The organism is Chitinophaga sp. 22620, from assembly GCF_052044405.1.
Classification (GTDB): domain Bacteria; phylum Bacteroidota; class Bacteroidia; order Chitinophagales; family Chitinophagaceae; genus Chitinophaga.
Genome location: NZ_JBQEMV010000001.1, coordinates 420738 through 443121 on the forward strand (window position 1 = coordinate 420738; position 22384 = coordinate 443121).

Here is a 22384-nt window from a genome sequence, read left to right on the forward strand (position 1 = left end):
CCGGCCCACCCTTTGCAATCCTTGATACATTTATTGCCCTAACTTTGTTAGTGACAGACCAAAACACTCAAAATCATGAACCAAAATTTCATCAAACGTTTACAAACCGAGCTGGATGAAATCAATACTGCCGGGCTGTATAAGCGGGAAAGGATCATTACCTCGGAGCAGGGCGCGGAAATTACCGTGGGTGGTAAGACCGTGATCAACCTCTGCGCCAACAACTACCTGGGCCTTTCCTCCCACCCCAAAGTGGTGGCGGCAGCGAAAGAAGCCATAGACACCCATGGCTACGGCATGAGCAGCGTCCGCTTCATTTGCGGCACGCAGGACATTCACGCCGAGCTGGAGCAAAAAATATCTAAATTCCTCGGAACGGAAGACACCATTCTCTACGTGGCTGCCTTCGACGCCAACGGTGGCGTGTTCGAGCCCCTGTTCTCCGAGCAGGACGCCATCATTTCCGACGCCCTCAACCATGCCTCCATTATAGACGGCGTACGCCTCTGTAAAGCCCAGCGCTTCCGCTACGAACACAACAACATGGCAGACCTGGAAGCCAAGCTCAAAGAAGCCGCCGGCGCGCGCAGCCGCATTATCGTGACAGACGGCTCTTTCAGCATGGACGGCACCATTGCCCAGCTGGACAAGATCTGTGACCTGGCCGATAAATACGACGCCATCGTGATGAGCGACGAAAGCCACAGCAGCGGCTTCCTCGGTAAAACGGGCCGCGGCACCCACGAATACCGCGGGGTAATGGGCCGGGTAGACATCATTACCGGCACCCTCGGCAAGGCCCTGGGCGGTGCTTCCGGCGGTTTCACCAGCGGTAAGAAAGAGGTGATAGACATGCTCCGCCAACGCAGCAGACCCTATCTTTTTTCCAATTCCGTAGCTCCCAGCATCGTGGGCGCCTCCATCGCCGTGCTGGACATGCTGAGCGAAACCACCGAGCTGCGCGATAAACTCGAATTCAATACCCGTTATTTCCGGGAAAAAATAACCGCCGCCGGCTTCGACATTAAGCCCGGCGACCATCCCATCGTTCCCGTTATGCTCTACGACGCCAAGCTGAGCCAGGACTTTGCGGACAAGCTGCTCCAGGAAGGTATCTATGTGATCGGGTTCTTCTACCCCGTGGTGCCCAAAGGCCAGGCCCGCATCCGCGTACAGCTGAGCGCCGCGCATACACAGGCCCACCTGGACAAGGCGATTGCCGCCTTCACCAAGATCGGGAAAGAACTGGGCGTGCTGAAAACCGCCGCTGCTGTTTAAATTGTACCATCCGCCCCGGTGCTGAACTGATATGATATTACCGCGAGAACCCTATCATGTTGGAAGGAATTCTACGGTTCCGGGTGGTTGTCTGAAGCGACCAAGCTTATAAATGTTCAAATAGTACCAGGTATATTCCAGGATGACGGGCAGAAACAAATGCCCGTCATTCTTTTTTATGGCGGCTTACCGTACTTTTGCCCCGTCAACAAAAAACGTATACTGATGAAATTGTCCGGCCTGCTGCTGCTGACCATCGCCATCCTTTTCGGCGCCTGCTCACCCAACAACGTGAAAGATGCGAAAGAATGGGAGAAATATTTTACCAAACACAAGCTGGAAGGCACTTTCATGATGTTCGACAATGGCCAGGGCTCCTTTAGGGTATACAATATAGACCGGGCCAAACAGCGCTTCACGCCGGCTTCCACCTTCAAAATATTCAACGCCCTCACCGCGCTGCACACCGGGGCGGCCAGCGATACCAATATGGTCATCAAATGGGACAGCATTTACCGGCCGGATACTATCTGGAATCGTGATATGAGCATGGCAGAGGCTTTCCGCGTTTCTTCCGTACCTTATTTCCAGGAGATCGCCCGCCGCATCGGCAAGGATACCATGCAACGCTGGCTGGATTCCGTAGGTTATGGCAACAAAAAGATCAGCAGGATCGATACTTTCTGGCTGGACAACTCCCTCCAGATATCGCCCGACGAGCAGCTGGGCTTTGTAAAACAATTGTATTTCAACCAGTTGCCTTACCAGAAACGCGCGCAGCAACTGGTTTGCGGCATGATGATCCGGGAAAAGACCCCTAAATACATCCTGGCCTGGAAAGGCGGCTGGGGCCGCACCGGCAATAAACACATCGGCTGGATGGTTGGCTGGGTGGAAGAAAACCTTCACCCGACCTTCTTTGTGCTGAATTTCGAAACGGAAGACCCGAACCCCGATATCCAAGGGCTGCAAATGGAGCTGACCCGCGGCATTCTCACCGAAGAAGGCTTTTTCAAAGGCGAAAAATAGGCTGCTGTTAAAAAACTCCTAAATCATTTCAAAACACCCTTGTAATACGTTATAAAAAAATTATTTTTGAAACTGCTCCCCGGCCTGAGCCGGGGTTGCTGTTTTAACCATGTTAAGATTTCAACATACTGAATACCTGTGGGCCTTCGTCCTGCTGATCGTTATTTTGCTCGCCTTCGCCTGGGTTACCTGGTGGAAGCGCCGTTCCATACGCCGTATAGGCGATCCTGTTATGGTGGAAAAGCTCTTCAGCGGATACTCCCGGCGGCTCTTCACTTTCAAGTTCCTCCTGCTGTTCACCGCCTTCTTTTTCGGCGTGATCGGCCTGGCCAATCTCCAGAAAGGCAGCCGCGTGGATAAGATCACGCGCAAAGGCGTGGATGTGATCATTGCGCTGGACGTGAGCAAAAGCATGCTGGCCACGGACGCGAAGCCGGACAGGCTCACGCGCGCCAAGCAGCTGGTCACCAAACTGATGGAAAAGCTGGACAACGACCGGGTAGGCCTGGTGGTGTTCGCCGGCAACGCTTACCTGCAAATGCCGCTTACCATCGACTATTCCGCCGCCCGCATGTACCTGGGCAGCATAACCCCGGACCTTATCCCACGCCAGGGCACGGAGATCAACGAAGCCATCCGCGTGTCCGACGAAGCATTTAATAAAAAAGAACGCAAACATAAGGCCCTCATTATTATTTCAGACGGCGAAGACCATAACGAAGGCGCCATCAACGAAGCCAAAAAAGCGCTGGAGAACGGCGTGGTGATCAACACCGTCGGCATCGGCTCCCCCACCGGCTCGCCCCTACCCGATCCCGAAACAGGCGGGCTGAAAAAAGACAATGAAGGCAATACCGTCGTATCCAAGCTCAATGAAGACGCGCTCAAATCCCTTGCTTCCACCGGCAAAGGCATGTACCTGCACCTGATGAACAATACAGACGAGGTGGTGGATGCGCTGGCGGACAAGATCGACAAGATGGAGCAGAAGGAGTTCGGCGAAAACGTGTTCACCGATTACAACAGTTATTTTCAATACTTCCTGGGCATCTGCCTGATACTGATATTGCTGGAGTTCTTTGTGCCGGAAGGCAGGAAGAAAAAAGCAGATGACGCAGCATTGCCAGGTCTTAAAACCGCGGAAGCAGCATGAAGAAACACATTTTTCATATAACCATTACCGTTATATCGCTCCTGTTAGTACAGGCAGGCGCGTTTGCGCAGGAAGGCACCAGCAAACTGATCCGCCAGGGCAATGCCCAGTACAAAAAGCAGCAGTACGCCGATGCCGAAGCCAGCTACAAAAAGGCGCTGGAACGGAACAACAAATCCATAGAAGGCAACTACAACCTGGCTAATTCCCTCTACGAACAAAAACGTTTCGACGCCGCGCGCCAGCAATATGCCAACACCATCAAAACCGCCACAGGAAAGGATGTGAAGGCAGATGCAAGCTACAATATCGGCAACACTTTCATGGAGGATAAAAAGTGGGAAGAAAGCATCAAAAGCTACAAGGCTTCCCTCAAAGCCAACCCCCACGATGAACAGGCCCGCTACAACCTCGCCTATGCCCAGGCCATGCTGAAAAAACAGCAGCAGCAGGGCGGCGGCAAAGACAATAAAGAGAACAAGGACAAGCAGAAAGATCAGAAAGACAAGAAGGACCAGGATAAAAAAGACCAGCAGAAGCAGGATCAGAAACAAAACCAGGACGAGAAAGAGCAGGACAAAGAACAGCCGCAGCCTAAGCCCAGCAAGCTGTCGCCCGAAGAGGCCAAACGTCTTTTGCAGAACCTTGCCCAGCAGGAAAAAAAGCTGCAGGAAGATAAAATGAAGAAGGTGAAAGGCACGCCGGGCAGCGTGGAGAAAGATTGGTAATTAACGCTTGAGCAGCATAAAAAATAGAACCGCCCCGGGTAAACCGGGGCGGTTTCTTATTTCTACTTTCCTTTCCAAATAAAGAAACGCGTTCACCTAAAAACGCGTCTAAAGCATGGGTTCCGTTAAAACGTGGTGTAAAATTACTTCGCAAATATCCTCCCCGTTTGGACAAAGGGAAGATTAACTGGTATTATTTGAACATTGTTTCCCGAAATTCGTGCGGCGAGGTGCCGGCATGGTTCCGGAAAAAACGGCTGAAATAGGCCGGGTCCTCGAACCCCAGCTCATAACAGATCTCTTTCACGCTGCGGTTGCTGAAGGCCAGCTGGCGCTTAGCTTCCAGCACCAGGCGGTCGTGCACCATATCCGTTACCGTTTTATTGATGGCGTCTCTCGTGATCTCGTTCAGCCGTTTGGGCGTTAGGGAAAACTGCTGCGCGTAAAAGCCGGCCTGGTGTTCCGTTCTGAAATGCTTTTCCACCAGCCTGCGCAGCTGGATGATCCGCGTATCGTGGTTCAGCAGGATGGGTGAGTTCGCAACGTTGTGTTTTTTCTCCCGCTCCGCCAGCAAAAGGAAAGCGTTCAGGTAATGTTTGATCACGCTGCTGCTGCTGCCTTCGAACTGCGCGGCCAGCTCCTGCCGCATGAGCGTAACGATCATGCCCAGGTTGGCCGCCGCGGGCTTGCTGATGAAGATGGGAGCGTATTCCTGCGAATCGTCGAACAGCGTGGTGAAATCGTATAAGGTTTCGCGTTCGTGCTTGTTGGAAAAATAGAACTTCTCGGTGAACGTGATGCTGAACCCGTAGATGCCTTTGGCAGGCAACTGGTGCACCTGCCCCGGCCTCAGAAGGAAGAGCACATTGTCTTTCAGCTCATAGGTCACGAAATCCACGATATGATCCCCCGATGCCCTGGTGAACCATAATATCTGGAAATCGTGGTGCCGGTGGGGAATACCCGCCAGTTCCGTTTTGAAGCTTTCCACCTCGAACACGCTGAATTGCCCGGTGAGCGGTAATTGTTGATAGGGTATGGTATCCACGGTATTATTTTGCTGCATATACTGGTTAAATAGCTGGTTACAAACAAATTGACGCGATAAAACTAGGGAAATTAACCCCGTGTGCGTTACCGCTCATATAAAATAACAAAATATGAAGAAGAAGGATCGGGGAATAATTCACTAATTTTGTTGCACAACTTAGACTCAAATTCATGCAATTATATTGCCCTTCGCTGACAAAATATGAGCGGCTGGCCACACTGGAAGTTAAAGTGGGGGACCTAACCATCGGAAATTACCATCCTATCCGCATTCAGACGATGACGACTACGGACACCATGGATACCAAAGGTACCGTGGAGCAGTCCATCCGCTGCATAGAAGCGGGTGCGGAGCTGGTGCGCATTACCGCGCCCAACAAGAATGAGGCGGAAAACCTGCTGAACATTAAGAACGAATTACGCAAAAGAGGCTATAACACCCCGCTGGTGGCGGATATCCACTTTACGCCCAATGCCGCCGAGGTGGCGGCCCGCATTGTTGAAAAGGTGCGCGTGAACCCGGGCAATTACGTGGATAAAAAGAAATTCGAACTGCTGGAATATACCGATTCGGAATACCAGGAGGAGATCGACCGCATCCGCGAACGTTTTACCCCACTGGTGAACATCTGCAGGGAATACGGCACCGCCATGCGCATCGGTACCAACCACGGTTCCCTCAGCGACCGCATAATGAGCCGCTATGGAGACACGCCCATGGGCATGGTAGAAAGCGCCATGGAATTCCTCCGCATCGCCGAAGACCTGCATTACCGCAACATTGTGCTGAGCATGAAGGCCAGCAACCCGCAGGTAATGGTACAGGCATACCGCCTGCTGGTGAGCACCATGCAGCAGGAGCTGGGCCATTGCTACCCGCTTCACCTCGGCGTAACCGAAGCCGGCGACGGGGAAGACGGCCGCATCAAATCGGCCGTAGGCATCGGCACCCTGCTGGAAGACGGTGTGGGCGACACTATCCGCGTATCCCTCACGGAAGACCCGGAATTTGAGCTGCCCGTATGCCGCGACATCGTGAAACGCTACAGCAGCCGCGTTTCCCATGCGCCCATCCAGCCCCTGAGCAATCCTGAGAAACTGCCTTATTCCCCTTTCAGCTTTGCCAAAAGGGAAAGCATCGCGGTGGACAACATCGGCGGGAAACAGGTGCCGGTTGTGGTGGCGGACCTCAGTCATCTCAAAACCATTACCCACCACGATCTCCGCGGCATCGGCTATCACTACGACGAGGCTACCGATAAATGGAACATCGGTGATGCGGCCGCGGATTATATCTTCACCGGCCATCACATATTGCCATTCGCATTGCCCGGCACGCTCAAGGTGATCGTGCAGCACCCGGCATGGCTGCATGCGGAAGACAAAGAAAAATATTTCCCCTACCTGGACGTGCACAGCTACCTGGCCGCCCGCCATGAAGGCCGCCTGGCGAAAATGAATTTCGTGGCCGCCCACGCGGACGATTTCGGTTCCGCCGAATTCTCATCCTTCCTGGAAACGCTGGCTGAGGCCAAAGACGCGGTGCCGGTGCTGTATTCCAATTCGGCCCACGCCATGGCTATGGTGAGGCGGGCGCTTATTGCCATGATGGAGCAACAAATTCCCCAACCCGTTGTGCTTATGTGCAACAGTGGCCATGGCAATGCAGAAGACGACCTGATACACTACGCCACTGAAACCGGCGCCCTGCTGCTGGATGGTTTCGGCGAAGGCCTGTGGCTCAAAGCCCTGCCTGATCCCTCGCTAAACAGGCAACCCGGCACTGTGAAAGAGCCGCTGGAACTGATCAACAACATTGCTTTCGGCATCCTGCAGGCCACCCGCTCCAGGATCTCCAGGACAGAATATATCTCCTGCCCTTCCTGCGGCAGAACGCTCTTCGACCTGCAGGAAACCACCGCCCGCATCCGCGCGGTGACCAATCATCTCAAAGGCGTGAAGATCGCCATCATGGGCTGCATCGTGAACGGCCCCGGCGAAATGGCCGATGCAGATTTCGGTTACGTGGGCAGCGGCGTGGGCAAGATCACGCTCTACCGGGGCAAGGAAGTGGTGAAACGCGGCCTCAGCAGCGATGTGGCCGTAAGCGAGCTGATCAACCTCATCAGGGATAACGGGATGTGGGTGGACGTGAAGTAAGATGCCCTCAAAAAAAGAGGCCGCTCACGGATGAGCGGCCCTAAAACTGTAACTGGGGTTAACAACATTGTGTACCTTAACTTTTCTTATTCTGAACTGCTTATTTGGGGTTAAATGCGATCCTTAAGCATGTCACAAAACTACTACCCTCCTGAGGGTATATCAAGCGTAGTTTTACGCAATTTTATGCGTGTTTTCCCTGTAAACCAGCTTTTTGCCATCCCGCTATTTTCACCGCCCGGTGAAGTTTGGTATTGAGATTGCGGTAATAACCTGCAAACTAAATTGTATTTTATGAAGAACCTGCTATATGCCGGAGGAATGCTCCTGTTGCTCGCGGCCTGCGGCCCCAATACTTCCCAGACTACTGTTACCCAGGAGGAGAAACAGGAACAGGGGGATACGCTCAACGAACTGGTAGCCTTTCAGAAAGATATCGTGATCAAGCCGATGAGCGGTTATTTCGTGAAGAACACCATTAAGCAGAACGACAGCGTCGTTTGCTGGGTGATCAATAACCCCCAGGAAATGCAAAGGGTATTCGGCATGGCTAAAACAGTGAATAACGTGATCGACACCGTGGACTTCAACAGCCACCTGCTGACGGCGGTTACGCTGCGCGTCAGTTCCCTGGTGCAAAAGATCGAGCTTACCAGCAGCAAGCAGGAAGGCAATACCGTTGAGCTGCATTTCGCCATCCGCGACGAAGAGCCCACCCAGCAATCCTTTTCAATGGCTGCGGCATGGCTGGGCGCTATACCTAAAGACCCTGCCGTGAAAACCGTGAAATTCTACAGCGGCGATAAACTGATCCAAAGCGTGGACGTCGGGCTGCTGGATAATGTGATGAAAGAGGACAGCACCCTGAAAAAAAGATATTAAGACGAAACAAAAAGCCCTGGAGTACTTCCAGGGCTTTTTTATGCGGTTGCATTACATATCATATTCAAGGTTCGGGCGCAGCCATCTTTCCGCTTCTTCCAGCGGCCAGCCTTTGCGCGCGGCGTAATCTTCCACCTGGTCTTTCTCGATCTTGCCCAAACCGAAATATTTCGATTGCGGGTTCGCGAAATACCAGCCGCTAACGCTTGCCGCGGGGTACATCGCCAGGGATTCCGTGAGCGTGATACCGGTTGCCTCGGTGGCGTTCAGCAGGTCGAACAGCTTGTATTTTTCCGTATGCTCCGGGCAGGCGGGGTAGCCGGGCGCGGGGCGGATGCCGAGGTATTCTTCCTTGATCAGCTGATCGTTGGTAAGGTGCTCGTCTGTAGCATAAGCCCAGAACTCTTTTCTCACGCGCTCATGCAGCAGTTCGGTGAAAGCCTCCGCCAGGCGGTCTGCCAGCGCTTTCAGCATAATGCTGCTATAATCGTCGTGCTCTTTTTTGAATTGATCCAGCCATTTTTCAATGCCTTCACCGGCCGTCACTGCAAAGCCGCCGATGTAGTCCTGCTTTTGCGTATCTGCCGGCGCAATGTAATCCGCGAGGCTGATATTCGGCTGGCCCGACGCCTTTTTGATCTGCTGGCGCAGGAATTCGAGCGATACTTCCGCACCGTCTGCCGCCGTCACCTTCACGGTGTCCTCACCGTTGGAATTGGCGGGGAACAAGCCTATCACGGCCCTGGCCCTCAGCCATTTTTCAGCGACGATCTTTTTCAGCATTGCCTGCGCATCGTTGTAGAGCTTAGTGGCTTCTTTGCCCACCACCTCGTCTTCCAGTATCTGCGGGAATTTGCCGTGCAACTCCCAGGCAATGAAGAAAGGCTGCCAGTCGATATACTCCGCGATCTCGCCGAGATCATAGTTATCGAACACCTGTGTGCCAAGCTGGGCCGGCTTTACAGGGTTAAACGCCGCCCAGTCGATATTCACTTTCTGCTTGCGTGCATCGGCGATGGACAGGTATTGTTTAACGGGTCTTTTATTCTTGAACTGCTCGTTGAGCTTAACGTATTCTTCTTTTATCTCCGTGAGGAAATTCTTGTGGAGCGCTTTGTTCAGCAGGTTGCCGGTAACGGTTACGCTGCGCGAAGCATCCAGCACGTGCACTACACCGTTCTCATATTCCGGCGCGATCTTCACGGCGGTATGGGTGCGGGAAGTAGTGGCGCCGCCGATCAGCAGGGGAATGTTGAACTGCTGGCGTTTCAGCTCCCGGGCGATGTGCACCATTTCATCCAGGCTGGGCGTGATGAGGCCGCTGAGGCCGATGATATCTACTTTATGCTCGCGGGCGGCCTGCAATATTTTTTCCGCGGGCACCATCACACCGAGGTCGATGATGTCGTAGCCGTTACAGCCCAATACCACGCCTACAATGTTCTTCCCGATGTCGTGCACGTCGCCTTTTACGGTGGCGAGCAATATTTTCCCGGCGGATTTGATCTCGCTGCCGTTCTTTGCAAACAGATCAGCCTTTTCCTGTTCGATAAAAGGAGTGAGCACGGCCACGGATTTTTTCATCACGCGGGCGCTTTTCACTACCTGGGGCAGGAACATCTTGCCGCTGCCGAAGAGGTCGCCCACGATGTTCATACCGTCCATGAGCGGGCCTTCGATCACTTCGAGGGGGCGGGGATATTTCTGGCGTGCTTCTTCAGTATCTGCTTCGATATAATCGGTGATGCCGTTCACGAGCGCGTGGCTGAGCCTTTGCTCCACTGTGCCGGCGCGCCAGGCTTCGTCTTTTTCAATTACTTTCCCTTTGGCCTTCACGGTTTCGGCGAACGAGATGAGGCGTTCGGTGGCATCGTCGCGGCGGTTGAGGATGGCGTCTTCGCAAAGCTCCCGCAGCTGCGGTTCAATCTCGTCGTAGATCTGGATCATACCGGCGTTCACGATCCCCATGTCCAGCCCGGCCCTGATGGCATGGAACAGGAACACGGCGTGCATCGCTTCGCGCACGGCATCGTTGCCCCTGAAGGAGAACGATACGTTGCTCACGCCGCCGCTGATCTTGGCGAGGGGCATCAGCTTTTTGATCCGGCGGCAGGCTTCAATGAAGTCTACCGCGTAGTTGTTATGCTCTTCAATGCCGGTGGCAATGGCAAATATGTTCGGGTCGAAGATGATGTCCTGCGGGTCGAAGCCTACTTTATCCACGAGGATGTTGTAAGCGCGGTGGCAGAAGCTCACGCGTTTTTCCAGCGTATCCGCCTGGCCGTTTTCATCGAAGGCCATTACCACTACCGAAGCGCCGTAGCTCTGGCAGATGATGGCATGCTCGATAAATTTCTCCTCTCCTTCCTTCAGGCTGATGGAATTCACGATACACTTGCCCTGCAGGCATTTCAGGCCGGCTTCTATCACGCTGAATTTGCTGGAATCGATCATCACGGGGATGCGGGAGATGTCCGGCTCAGAGGCAAGCAGGTTGAGGAAGGTGGTCATGGCCTTTTCGCCGTCGAGCAGCGCATCGTCCATGTTCACGTCCAGTATCTGCGCGCCGCTTTCCACCTGCTGGCGGGCTACGGACAGCGCTTCTTCGAACTGGCCTTCACGGATGAGGCGGGCGAATTTTTTGGAGCCGGTAACGTTGGTTCTTTCCCCTACGTTAATAAAGTTGGTCTCAGGTCTTACTACGAGCGGTTCCAGGCCGCTCAGTCTCAGGTAAGGCTTGATCGTATGCGTTGTGTTCATGCTTAGTTTCCTCGTTCTTCTTATGCCAGGGTAGTTTCCACTACCGGCAGGGGGCGCGGGGTAATGGTCTTTACATTTTCAGCGATGTGACGAATGTGATCGGGCGTGGTGCCGCAGCAGCCGCCCACGATATTTACGAAACCCTCACGGGCAAAGTCTTCTATGATGTGCGCCGTTTCGTGCGGCTGTTCGTCGTATTCTCCGAAGGTGTTGGGCAGGCCGGCGTTCGGGTAGCAGCTTACGTAGCAGCTCGCGATGTTCGCCAGTTCTTCCACATAAGGCCTCATCTGGCTACCGCCCAGTGCGCAGTTCAACCCTATGGAGAAAGGTTTGGCATGCATCACGGAAATATAGAACGCTTCCAGCGTTTGCCCGCTCAGCGTGCGGCCCGAGGCATCGGTGATGGTACCGGAGATCATGATGGGCAGCTCGGGTTTGCCTGAATCGCGGAAGTATTTTTTGATGGCGAAGATGGCGCCTTTGCAGTTCAGCGTATCGAATATCGTTTCGATCAGCAGGAGGTCGGCACCGGCTTCAGACAAGGCTTTCACCTGTTCATAATAAGCGTTTACCACTTCGTCGAAAGTAACGGAGCGGAAGCCGGGATTGTTCACGTCAGGGGAGATGGACAGCGTTTTATTCAACGGGCCGATGGCGCCTGCCACGAACCGGGGCTTGTCCGGGTTCCTGCGGGTATAGTCATCTGCCGCGCGCCTGGCTATCTGAACGGAAGCGGTGTTCATTTCAAAAGCAAGGTGCTGCATGTCGTAGTCCGCCTGGGCGATCACGGTGCTGCTGAAGGTGTTGGTCTCGATAATATCCGCGCCGGCTTCCAGGTACTCCCGGTGAATGGCTTCAATGATAGCCGGCTGGGTGAGCGACAATAAATCGCTGTTACCTTTCACATCTGTGTGGAAGCTGGCAAATCGTTCCCCTCTGTAATCGGATTCCTGGAGTTTATAGCGTTGGATCATGGTGCCCATAGCACCGTCGATGATCAGAATGCGCTCATTGGCGCACTGTTGTAATGATTTCATGGCAATAACGTTTATTAGTTACGGTTTACGATGAACCCGGGGGCCGAACAATAAACAAATCTACCCACGGGCATTTGCAAAGATAGAAAAGTCCCGGTTAATAATGTTCAATCCTTCTTTCAACGGCCCGGGGTTTGATGCTAAAAAAAACTTACCGCTATAATTACATGATTTACAATATATTGCCTCCATATTTCTTTTAAAGCGTAAAAATATATTTGTTTAGTCTACAAATCCTATTATTTTTGTAGGGTATTACAACAAGATCGTAAACAAACCAGAAACCAACCGTTTAACTTTTAAGACTATGCTTTTTAAGGAGATGCAACAAGGCTCATATCAGGTTCAGCGGGCATACCCCTACCACCACCGTGCCGCTGCCGGGTGCTGTTCGATGCGCTGCTGTTAAGTGACCCATTAACGCAACACATTACATCACCAAAAACTTTTAGCAATGAACATTGAGGATGATTTAAGGCAACTGAGCCTCCGGCTTGCCAGGCTGGGACTGGAACAGGTTGTGGCCGAAAAGAGCGCCGCAGGCGAGACCTTCAGAGTCGTTTATGTGAATAAAAATGCAAAAGCGCAGCCGGTAAATGAGCCGAACGCTGCTTCCCCTAAAGGGAACAAAAACAAGACTTCCTCTAAGCTGTAGTTGACATAATGCAACAATTGCGTATTCATAACGTGGAATAGTTACCAGAGACAGGTGTTTTCGAACACCTGTATTTTTTTGTACCTGCCCCATTCGCTTTCAGGCTGCGCAGGCCAGCACACAGGCGCTCACCTTCACTCCTTTTCCTGCCTGCAACACGGCCTGCGCGCAGGCTTCCAGCGTGGCGCCGGTGGTCATCACATCGTCTACCAGCAGCACATGCGGCGAGCTTTCGAATATACGGCGGTTCCAGGCGAAGATGTTTTCCACGTTCGTCCAGCGGTCCGTCCTGGATTTGCGGGTCTGCGTTTCAGAAAAGCCGGTCCTTTTCAGCCCGTCCGCCCATATGCTGCATTCCAGCACTTCGGCCATTCCTTCGGCCAGCAGCGCGGCCTGGTTGTAGCCGCGGTGGCGCGCCTTTGCGGCATGGAGCGGAACGGGCACCAGCGCGGTGACCTCTTTCCACCAGGCGCTTTCCTTCAGCTGCAGGCCCAGCTGGCGGCCAAGAAAAACGGCCACGTCTTCCCGCTTCCTGTATTTGAAACTGTGGATCAGGTGCTGCAGCACACCTTGTTTGTAAAAATAATACCCGGCCATCGCGTGCTGTATGGGTACCCTGCCCCAGAATATCTTTTCAGCGGGGTTGCCGGTAATTTTCTGGAAACCGGTGACCGGCAGCTGCAGGGAGCAGCGGATGCATAATATCTTTTCCGTACGGCTGAGTTCATGCCCGCATCCTTCGCAGGTATGCGGGTAAAACAGGTGCAAGAATGCCTGCAGCATGATTGAAAGGTTTCAGGTTAACAAACGGGCGCCTGATCAGAAGAGCAGGCGGTATACTTCTTCCACTCTTCCCAGCGGCACTACTTCGATATTCAATTTACTGAAATCAATTCCTTTCTTGTGATATTTGGAGATAAAAATCTTTTCGAAGCCCAGCTTCTCGGCTTCGGCAATGCGCTGCTCTATCCGGTTCACCGCCCTGATCTCGCCGCTGAGGCCTACTTCGCCCGCAAAACAGTTCTTGTGCGAAACGCCTGTGTCTTCGAACGACGACAGCAGTGCCACCAGCACCGCCAGGTCGATGGAAGGATCCTCTATCCTCAGGCCACCCGCGATGTTGAGGAATACATCCTTCACGCCAAAGTGAAAGCCGCCGCGTTTTTCCAGCACGGCCAGCAACAGCTGCAGCCTGCGCAGGTCGAAGCCGGTGGCGGTGCGCTGGGGAGTGCCGTAAACGGATTGTGTTACCAGCGCCTGCACTTCCACCAACATCGGCCTGAGCCCTTCGATGGTGGAGGCGATGGCTACTCCGCTGAGCATATCGTCGCGCTGGGAGATAAGTATTTCTGAGGGATTGCTCACCTGCCTGAGCCCGGCGCCGGTCATTTCGTAAATGCCCAGCTCGGCGGTAGACCCGAAGCGGTTCTTGATGGTGCGCAGGATGCGGTAGGCGTAATGCTGGTCGCCTTCGAACTGCAATACCGTGTCCACCATATGTTCCAGTATCTTCGGGCCCGCAATGGCGCCGTCTTTCGTGATGTGGCCGATAAGGAAAACCGGCGTATTGGTTTCTTTTGCGAAGCGTTGCATTTCGGCGGCCGTTTCGCGTATCTGCGAAACGCTTCCGGGAGCGGATTCGATCAGCGGCGATTGAAGGGTTTGTATCGAATCGATGATCACGAGACCGGGCTGTAGTTTTTTGATCTCCTGGAAGATCACCTGCGTGGAAGTTTCTGTGAGGAGATAGAACTGGTCGTTGCTGATCTTCAACCTGTCTGCCCGCATCTTGATCTGTTGTTCACTTTCTTCGCCACTGATATACAGTGTTTTAATGCCTTTCAGCAACAAAGCGTTCTGCAGGAACAAAGTGGATTTGCCGATGCCCGGCTCGCCGCCTACCAATACCAGCGAACCCGCTACTATACCGCCTCCCAGCACCCTGTTGAGTTCTGCGTCGGGTGTAAGCCAGCGTTTTTCCTCCAGGCCTTCCACGGCATCGAGATGCACAGTTCGGGGTGCTTTAAATGCGCTGGGAGTTTCCGCTTTCCATTCCATCTGGCGCATGGGAATATCTTTCTGAACTTTTTCTTCCACGAAAGTGTTCCATTGACTACATGAAGGACATTTACCTGTCCATTTCGCTGATTCGTATCCGCAGTTCTGGCAAAAAAAAGCTGTTCTGATTTTACTCATGCAACAAAGTAAAATGAAAAAAAGGAGAAGAGAGCGATTGTTGATTTTTGATAAAGCGAAGGAGAAAAATGTGCGCTTCTCCGGGAAGAAAAACGCTAAAATGAGAAAAGAGCCAACGGAAGATTCCGCTGACTCTTTCTACTTACTAACCCATTAAATTCAGGACTAAATTACTAAATGGGTTCAGAATAAAAAAGTTTATTTAATGGATGTTAATAACTTTTAACGTGTTAATTCCGTTGGCAGTCAGTCGGCTGGAAGTCCCTGTTGTAGCCTGTTTCGCCTGCAAATAATTTCTTATAAGCTTTCGTAAATTATTGATAGAGAGGGGTGGTAATATTGAGTTTGATATATTAATTTTCGCACATATTATAATTTAAAATAACTATTAATATTAAGGGGGAAAGTGGGCGGGAAAGGGCATGTTCCGGTCAAAGTGGCAGTGTTAAATTTTTGCGCTGACAAATTCCTTTATGTAACCTGCCGGTTACATACCAGAACTGGCAGTTTTGGCAACTGGTAGGGGATTTGATAGAAATAAAGGGTATTTTTATAACAAGAACTAAACAAAACAGCAATAGAGTATGATACCTGACATGAGTATAATGATCATTTCCCTGGTTTTCGTGGGGATCAGTGCGTTAGTGAGCTATGTCTTGAAGAGCAAATTCAAAAAATACAGCGAAGTAGCCACGTCCTCCGGCCTTACCGGCCACGAGATCGCCGAGAAGATGCTGCGGGACAACGGGATCTACGACGTGAAGGTGGTGCAGGGCGAGGGTTTCCTCAGCGACCACTACAACCCGGCCACCAAGGTCGTGAACCTGAGCCCGGACGTATACGGAACGGCCAGTGTAGCGGCGGCGGCGGTAGCGGCCCACGAGTGCGGCCACGCCGTACAGCATGCCACGGCTTACCCATGGCTGACCATGCGCTCCAAGCTGGTGCCCGTGGTACAGGTCAGCTCCTACCTGGTGCAGATCGTACTGGTGGTGGGCATCTTGATGGTACAGGCGTTCCCACAGCTGTTGCTGGCCGGTATTGTCCTGTTCGGCGTAACCACCCTTTTTTCCGTGATAACGCTCCCGGTGGAGTTCGACGCGTCTAACCGGGCGCTGAAATGGCTGGATAGTGCGGGTATTACCTATAAGCAGGAGCACGACATGGCCAAGGACGCGTTGAAATGGGCTGCCATGACCTATGTGGTAGCGGCGGTATCTTCCGTAGTGATCTTAATACGCTATATAATGATATACCTGGGGGCAAGCAGAAGGGATTAATGTTGTTTCCCCCGGAAAATAATGCAGGAAGGGCCGCGATCGCGGTCTTTTTTGTTGGCGGAAACCCTGTAAAACCGGGCCCTGCATAAGGTGTTGATAATTGTTTGTCAAAATTTTTATTGAAAATCAATCTATTACAACACCTCCTTCAAAAAAAGTCGCTCAAATTGATGGTTATTTTCAATTTACAACTTAGCTTTGCACTCCCAAATAGGGCGAGATTAAATTTTATTTTATTAAGCAATGAATACTTTAAGCTTTAAAACAAAATCTGCTAACGACGCTTACGTAAAGCGTGACTGGTACATTGTAGATGCTACCAACCAAACTGTAGGCAGAATGAGCGCCAGGATCGCGGCAATTCTGAGAGGTAAGAACAAACCTTACTATACTCCGCATACTGACTGTGGCGACAATATCATCGTGATCAACGCTGAGAAGGTTGTTTTCACCGGCAACAAACTCAACGACAAGGAATACCTGACCTATTCCGGTTACCCCGGTGGTCAGAAAGGCGAGGCTGCCAAGGATCTGCTGAAGCGCCGTCCTGAGGTGGTGATCGAAAGAGCGGTGAAGGGCATGCTGCCTAAGAACCGTCTGGGCCGCGCGATGTATAAGAAACTCTTCGTTTATGCCGGTGCGGAACATCCGCATGCTGCCCAGAAACCGCAGTCTTTAACTTTCTAATCACACCTGAATAATGGAAAAACAAAAAAATACTATCGGCCGTCGTAAGGAAGCAGTTGCCCGCGTATACGTGAGCAAAGGTACCGGCACCATTCTGGTGAACGACAAGGATTATAAAACATATTTCGCGCTGATTTACCTGCAAAACCAGGTTGAAGCGCCTTTCAAGACCATTGACGCGCTGGATAAATTCGATGTAAAAGTGAATGCACAGGGTGGTGGTATCAAAGGTCAGGCTGAAGCTGTAAAACTGGGTATCGCCCGCGCACTATGCGAGATCAACCCTGAGTTTCGCCCTGCACTGAAAGCCGCCGGCCTGCTGAAACGTGATCCGAGATCAGTTGAACGTAAGAAACCCGGTAAAGCTAAAGCCAGAAGGAGCTTCCAGTTCTCTAAACGTTAATGATTGTATCATTCAATTTTTGAACATCAATTTGATTAAAACAACATGGAAAATAATACTTCATTACAGCAGCAGTTACTGGAAGCCGGTGTACACTTCGGTCACCTGAAGAAGAAATGGAACCCGAAGATGCTGCCTTATATTTTCGCTGAAAAGAAAGGTATCCACATCATCGACCTGAACAAAACCGTTGAAGGCCTTCAGGAAACAGCCGCTGCGCTGAAATCCATTGCCAAGAGCGGTAAAAAGATCATGTTCGTTGCTACCAAAAAGCAGGCGAAAGAGATCGTTGCAGACGCGGCAAAACGCGTGAACATGCCTTACGTTACCGAAAGGTGGCTGGGTGGTATGCTCACCAACTTCGCGACCATCCGCAAGAGCGTTAAGAAAATGCAGAGCATTGAGAAAATGCTGGCGGACGGCACTTTCGACAATATCACCAAAAAAGAGCGTCTCACGCTCTCCCGCGATAAGGACAAGATGGAAAAAGTGCTGGGCGGTATTGCCCAACTGGCACGTGTTCCGGCTGCCCTCTTCATCGTAGACATCAGCCACGAGCACATCGCCCTGGCCGAAGCAAAACGTCTCGGTGTATCCACTTTCGGTATGGTTGATACCAATTCCGATCCTACCAAGGTTGACTTCGCGATCCCCGCGAACGACGACGCTACCAAATCCATCGCTATCATCGTTAGCTACATTGCTGCAGCTATCGCGGAAGGCCTGGCGGAAAGAGCCGTTGAGAAAACCGACGAAGTAGAAGAAGAAGAAACAGACAACAAACTGCGCAAGTTTGAGCTGGAAGGCGGCGACGAACGCGGTGAACGCGGACGCAGGCCTGGTGGCCCCGGTGGCAGAACCGGCGGTCCTGGTGGCCAGCGTGGTCCTGGCGGCCCCGGTGGTAACCGTGGCGGCGGCGGCAACCGTCCTGGTGGCGGTGGCGGAAGAAGCGGCGGCGGTAATCGTCCCGGTGGCGGCGGCAGCCGTCCTGGTGGCAACCGTCCCGGCGGCGGTGGCGGATTCCGTCCCTCCGGCGCAGGCAGACCCGGCCCGGCCAGATAATTGAACATCATACAATATCAATAGTGAATCGTGAATGATACCTGTCGTTCACGATTCACATTATACCCCTCCCGGTAAATTCTTCATAAAACATTAACATATAAACTGATTATATACGATGGCAACAATTACAGCAGCTGATGTAAACAAACTGCGTCAGCAAACAGGAGCCGGAATGATGGATTGCAGAAAGGCGCTGGTTGAAACAGACGGCGATTTCGAAAAAGCAGTGGATTACCTGCGTAAAAAAGGTCAGAAAGTAGCTGCGCTCCGTTCCGACCGTGAAACCAAGGAAGGCGTTGTGATCGCAAAAACCACCGCCGACGCGAAAGCAGGCGTGGTATTGCTGCTGAGCTGCGAAACCGACTTCGTGGCTAAAAATGAAGATTTCGTGAAATTCGCCCAGTCTATCGCAGACCTGGCGCTGGCCAGCAATATCCAGACCGTTGACGAACTGAACGCTGCTCCCCTGGACGGCGCTACCGTTGCGGATAAAGTGAACGACCAGGTGGCCAAGATCGGCGAAAAGATCACCCTGAGCCGTTTTGAAAGGGTTGAAGCTGCCGCCGTTACTGCTTACATCCACGGTAACTACCGTATGGGCGTGCTCGTTGGTTTCAGCAAACCTGTTTCTGAAGAAGTGGGTAAAGACATCGCTATGCAGATCGCAGCTATGAACCCCATTGCTGTGGATGCAGACGGCGTTCCCGCTGAACTGGTTGCCCGTGAGAAAGAGATCGCGATCGAGCAGATCAAAGCTGAAGGCAAACCTGCTGAAATGGCTGAGAAGATCGCTACCGGCAAGATCCAGAAATTCTACAAAGAAAGCACCCTGCTGCAACAGGCCTTCGTAAAAGACGGCAACAAATCCGTTGCAGACCACCTGAAGAGCGTGGACGGCGAGCTGAAAGTGAACACTTTCAAGCGTGTGGCGTTAGGATAATAACTTTTAATGATATAAAAGGAGAGAATGGAAAAATTCTCTCCTTTTTTTTGCTTATCCGTATTCAGGGGATAATTTTGGGATCGGAATTGTATATTAGCACTATTCGAGAATTAAGGAGTATTAGATCTTACAATAATCATAGCTGACATGTTGCCAAAGTACAAACGAATTTTGCTCAAGCTGAGTGGGGAATCCCTGATGGGAGACAGCAATTATGGGATTGACCCGAAAGTGATATCCCAGTATGCACAGGATATTAAGGGGGTAACGGACCTTGGGGTGCAGGTTGCCATTGTGATAGGCGGGGGGAATATATACCGCGGGATGAACGAAGCGGAAACCGGTATTGAGCGGGCACAGGGCGACTATATGGGTATGCTGGCCACGGTGATCAACGGGATGGCTATGCAAAGCGGGCTGGAACGCGCCGGGATGTATACCAGGCTGCAGTCTGCCATAAAAATGGAGCAAATTGCAGAACCTTATATCCGCCGCCGGGCTATCCGCCACCTTGAAAAAGGCCGTGTGGTGATATTCGGAGCCGGTACAGGCAATCCCTATTTTACGACAGACACCGCGGCTTCGCTCCGCGCGATCGAGATCCAGGCGGACGTGATCCTGAAAGGCACCCGCGTAGATGGCATTTACACGGCCGACCCGGAAAAAAATCCTACCGCGACCAAATTTGAAACCATCACTTTTTCCGAAGTATACCAGAAATCCCTGAATGTAATGGACATGACGGCCTTTACATTATGCCAGGAAAACAACCTGCCCATCATCGTGTTTGACATGAATAAGATAGGTAACCTTCTGCATGTGATCATGGGAAGGAATGTAGGAACCCTGGTGAAGGGCTGATTTCGGAGCAGAGATATTTTAAAAAAGCCGGGGAATCTCCGGCTTTTTTTTATTCGCCTGAAACCCCAATCCCAATCCCCAACATTTCCAGAATCCTAAAAAGTCGATAAAAGCCGGGTACGCCGGTAAAATACCTGGCGTATTCCCGGCTTGTGCTTATGAAGAATATTCCGGGGGAAGATTCCCCCGGACTGTCATGGATCTGAAGTGTTTGAACGAATACCCGACATGTAGCGTAAAAAAATGAGCAGCCGGAACCTGTGCTCTTCTATTGTTCCATTATCCTGAATTCTCCCGGCAACAAAGCCTTAAAAAGGTAAGCCGCCGGAACCCGTGCTCTTCTATTGTTCCATTATCCTGCATTCTCCCGGCAACAAATGCATGCGGTATCAAAGGCCGTCCTAAAATCAGTGACGATCAACCGCCCGTTCGTTTCCCCGCCCGGCGGCTTGCAGTGGCTGCTATCCGCCGGATGCAGGAGTATTCCGGCTGCTTCAGATATATGATATAACCATGAACTTTCCCCTGTTGTACGGGTGATGGGTGATACTCCCGCCCCCCGTTTCCTTTCCTGCTGACTGATTGCGTAACACCTTGCCGAGGAATACAGGTATTCTTCAGGCGTAGCACATAATCCGTTACTGACGGGCACTTCGTGCAACAGGCCCATCGTTTCGCCTGCCATTTCCGGGGAAACAATGGTGGTTGTTCCGGGGTTCTTCTCCCAAAAATGGTATAGCCGGTCGTTCCGGCTGCTTTTATATTTTTCCAGCTCCGGAGAGCGGATGCAGCGGAGCCTGTGCTTGATCTGCTGAGCGATAAACTTCAGCATCATCTGCCGGATATTTTTTGTTTCCCAGGCCGGTTGCTTTTTCCACAGCAGGTGAAATTCATCGTCGAGGATAACGAATCCATACAGCCAGATCCTTTGCTCACGGGTCAGGAACCCGAGGCTTTGCAGTACGATCTGCTTATGTTCATCTGCCTTCAGTAACAGTTTTCCCTGCCGGCAACAGGCGGTAAAAAGCTCCATTTTCTTGCTCCTTTTGGTTTCCTGTTTCGGTCTCTTCCATGCGAATGACGACTCTTTTGTATTTAAGCGATGTTTAAACTCTCGCCAAGTTCCCGTCCCTTGTTGTAAGTAACGAACTGCGTGCGCAAACGTCTACTCTCACCTGAAATTCTTCACGCGTTTATCGTTTCTTTATCACAAGCTTCTCCTTCCCTGTTGTAAGTCACGAACAACGTGTGCAAATGTCTCCTCTCACCTGAATGCCTTTCACGCGTGTATCGTTTCCTTATCACAAAGCTTCTCCTTCCCTGTTGTAAGTCACGAACTGCGTGCACAAACGTCTTCCCCTCACGTGAAATTCTTCACGCGTTTATCGTTTCTTTATCACAAGCTTCTCCTTCCCTGTTGTGAGTAACGAACAGCTTGCACAAACGTCTTCCCCTCACGTGAAATTCTTTCACGCGCGTTTATCGTTTCCTTATCACAAAGCTTCTCCTCCCCGCTTACATCTTAAGCGGGAACAAAAGGGATCATTGGCCGGAAATGGCCGCCCCTGGCGGATAGCCGGCGATGCATTGTTGTACAAAAGATGTCCTGCTGCTCGTGCTTGACGAATCAACCCGGCGTAAGCAGTATGAGTATGCTTGCGTATAAGCCGGATACACCCTAACCCCTTAATGTGTGTTGATGCAAACCTGCGGCAAAATCATCTGCCGGCCATCCACCCGGAGCAAGCCATTGCCCGGTTCAATGATGATCCCTCAGACCCTTCAGGCTGAAATCGGGGCCTGAGATATGTCTATGGAAGAACGGCAGCCTTTAAAATGACCTGATAGTTTTGTAAGAATACCACTGGTTCCCTGGTAAGCCGGCAGGTTGGTTTTTTCAGGAGCGGCGGCAGGCTTTGCACCTTCGCCCTTGGTCGTTTTGCGTGATTTGATCTTTTTCATCAGAAATACATCCTGGTGTTGTGAAAAAAGCTGGTCTGGTATCACAACGGGTTAACAATATTTTTCTATTCCCTGGTTGTTGTATGCGGCGCGGCGTGCGCGGCGTAATGGGTTAACAATGATAACAACACTTGCAATTTAAGAAGGAGGATTGAAATAAAAGCCGTTCACTTTGTTCATTTCACAAGGCGGTGTTAACACCGGAGAGGTGACGCGAAATCCCGGTAAATTCACGGCGATGGAAGAGAAAAACCC

The 22384-nt window shown here is 51.8% G+C and carries 20 protein-coding genes; 13 read left to right on the plus strand and 7 right to left on the minus strand.

Annotated elements, in window-relative coordinates:
* Positions 1-75: 75 nt before the first annotated feature.
* The 4 genes from kbl (at position 76) to ACTJIK_RS01775 (ending at position 4188) form a co-directional block, all read left to right on the plus strand.
* Positions 76-1278 (plus strand): glycine C-acetyltransferase, encoded by a 1203-nt coding sequence (gene kbl / locus ACTJIK_RS01760; RefSeq protein ID WP_440644545.1) that lies wholly within the window; start codon positions 76-78, stop codon positions 1276-1278.
* Positions 1279-1503: 225 nt separating this feature from the next.
* The gene (locus ACTJIK_RS01765) at positions 1504-2307 is read left to right on the plus strand and encodes a penicillin-binding transpeptidase domain-containing protein (protein WP_440644546.1); all 804 of its coding nucleotides are present in this window, start codon (positions 1504-1506) and stop codon (positions 2305-2307) included.
* Positions 2308-2416: 109 nt separating this feature from the next.
* A complete protein-coding gene (locus tag ACTJIK_RS01770; protein WP_440644547.1) occupies positions 2417-3460 on the plus strand; it encodes a VWA domain-containing protein in 1044 nt (347 codons plus the stop codon).
* The gene (locus ACTJIK_RS01775) at positions 3457-4188 is read left to right on the plus strand and encodes a tetratricopeptide repeat protein (RefSeq protein WP_440644548.1); all 732 of its coding nucleotides are present in this window, start codon (positions 3457-3459) and stop codon (positions 4186-4188) included. The genes ACTJIK_RS01770 and ACTJIK_RS01775 overlap by 4 nt, the downstream gene beginning before the upstream one ends.
* A gap of 193 nt (positions 4189-4381) precedes the next feature.
* Here ACTJIK_RS01775 and ACTJIK_RS01780 read toward each other — a convergent pair whose 3' ends face one another.
* Positions 4382-5254 (minus strand): helix-turn-helix domain-containing protein, encoded by an 873-nt coding sequence (locus ACTJIK_RS01780; RefSeq protein WP_440644549.1) that lies wholly within the window; start codon positions 5252-5254, stop codon positions 4382-4384.
* A 155-nt stretch (positions 5255-5409) separates the two neighbouring features.
* On the opposite strand from ACTJIK_RS01780, the gene ispG reads away from it, so the two are divergent.
* Both ispG and ACTJIK_RS01790 read left to right on the plus strand, forming a co-directional pair.
* A complete protein-coding gene (gene ispG, locus ACTJIK_RS01785; RefSeq protein ID WP_440644550.1) occupies positions 5410-7398 on the plus strand; it encodes a (E)-4-hydroxy-3-methylbut-2-enyl-diphosphate synthase in 1989 nt (662 codons plus the stop codon).
* A 294-nt stretch (positions 7399-7692) separates the two neighbouring features.
* Positions 7693-8280, plus strand: a complete 588-nt coding sequence (locus tag ACTJIK_RS01790) for a hypothetical protein (RefSeq protein ID WP_440644551.1) — start codon at positions 7693-7695, stop codon at positions 8278-8280.
* Positions 8281-8331: 51 nt separating this feature from the next.
* Here ACTJIK_RS01790 and metH read toward each other — a convergent pair whose 3' ends face one another.
* Together metH and ACTJIK_RS01800 are read right to left on the minus strand one after the other, a co-directional pair.
* Positions 8332-11040 carry a methionine synthase gene (metH, locus tag ACTJIK_RS01795; RefSeq protein WP_440644552.1) on the minus strand — a complete coding sequence of 903 codons (2709 nt, stop codon included), beginning with the start codon at positions 11038-11040 and terminating at the stop codon, positions 8332-8334.
* A gap of 20 nt (positions 11041-11060) precedes the next feature.
* Positions 11061-12077, minus strand: coding sequence for a homocysteine S-methyltransferase family protein (locus ACTJIK_RS01800; RefSeq protein WP_440644553.1), 1017 nt, complete (start codon positions 12075-12077; stop codon positions 11061-11063).
* Positions 12078-12531: 454 nt separating this feature from the next.
* On the opposite strand from ACTJIK_RS01800, the gene ACTJIK_RS01805 reads away from it, so the two are divergent.
* Complete coding sequence (locus tag ACTJIK_RS01805; protein ID WP_440644554.1) at positions 12532-12732, plus strand: hypothetical protein; 201 nt, start codon at positions 12532-12534, stop codon at positions 12730-12732.
* Between the two features lie 99 nt (positions 12733-12831).
* Here the strand turns inward: ACTJIK_RS01805 and ACTJIK_RS01810 are convergent, their stop codons facing one another.
* The gene (locus ACTJIK_RS01810; RefSeq protein WP_440644555.1) at positions 12832-13515 is read right to left on the minus strand and encodes a ComF family protein; all 684 of its coding nucleotides are present in this window, start codon (positions 13513-13515) and stop codon (positions 12832-12834) included.
* A gap of 36 nt (positions 13516-13551) precedes the next feature.
* Positions 13552-14928 carry a DNA repair protein RadA gene (gene radA / locus ACTJIK_RS01815; RefSeq protein ID WP_440644556.1) on the minus strand — a complete coding sequence of 459 codons (1377 nt, stop codon included), beginning with the start codon at positions 14926-14928 and terminating at the stop codon, positions 13552-13554.
* A 584-nt stretch (positions 14929-15512) separates the two neighbouring features.
* Here radA and ACTJIK_RS01820 point away from each other — a divergent pair.
* From ACTJIK_RS01820 to pyrH, 6 genes are all read left to right on the plus strand, one after another.
* Entirely contained in the window at positions 15513-16208 is a 696-nt protein-coding gene (locus ACTJIK_RS01820; RefSeq protein WP_440644557.1) for a zinc metallopeptidase, read from the plus strand.
* A 243-nt stretch (positions 16209-16451) separates the two neighbouring features.
* Positions 16452-16895, plus strand: coding sequence for a 50S ribosomal protein L13 (rplM, locus tag ACTJIK_RS01825; protein WP_440644558.1), 444 nt, complete (start codon positions 16452-16454; stop codon positions 16893-16895).
* Positions 16896-16908: 13 nt separating this feature from the next.
* Positions 16909-17298, plus strand: a complete 390-nt coding sequence (gene rpsI, locus ACTJIK_RS01830; protein ID WP_074241452.1) for a 30S ribosomal protein S9 — start codon at positions 16909-16911, stop codon at positions 17296-17298.
* 45 nt (positions 17299-17343) lie between these two features.
* A complete protein-coding gene (rpsB, locus tag ACTJIK_RS01835; protein ID WP_440644559.1) occupies positions 17344-18360 on the plus strand; it encodes a 30S ribosomal protein S2 in 1017 nt (338 codons plus the stop codon).
* A gap of 118 nt (positions 18361-18478) precedes the next feature.
* Positions 18479-19303 carry a translation elongation factor Ts gene (gene tsf / locus ACTJIK_RS01840; protein ID WP_440644560.1) on the plus strand — a complete coding sequence of 275 codons (825 nt, stop codon included), beginning with the start codon at positions 18479-18481 and terminating at the stop codon, positions 19301-19303.
* Positions 19304-19477: 174 nt separating this feature from the next.
* Positions 19478-20167, plus strand: coding sequence for a UMP kinase (gene pyrH / locus ACTJIK_RS01845; protein ID WP_440644561.1), 690 nt, complete (start codon positions 19478-19480; stop codon positions 20165-20167).
* Positions 20168-20519: 352 nt separating this feature from the next.
* Here the strand turns inward: pyrH and ACTJIK_RS01850 are convergent, their stop codons facing one another.
* Positions 20520-21200, minus strand: coding sequence for a hypothetical protein (locus tag ACTJIK_RS01850; RefSeq protein WP_440644563.1), 681 nt, complete (start codon positions 21198-21200; stop codon positions 20520-20522).
* Positions 21201-21949: 749 nt separating this feature from the next.
* The gene (locus tag ACTJIK_RS01855; protein ID WP_440644564.1) at positions 21950-22129 is read right to left on the minus strand and encodes a hypothetical protein; all 180 of its coding nucleotides are present in this window, start codon (positions 22127-22129) and stop codon (positions 21950-21952) included.
* Positions 22130-22384: the final 255 nt, after the last annotated feature.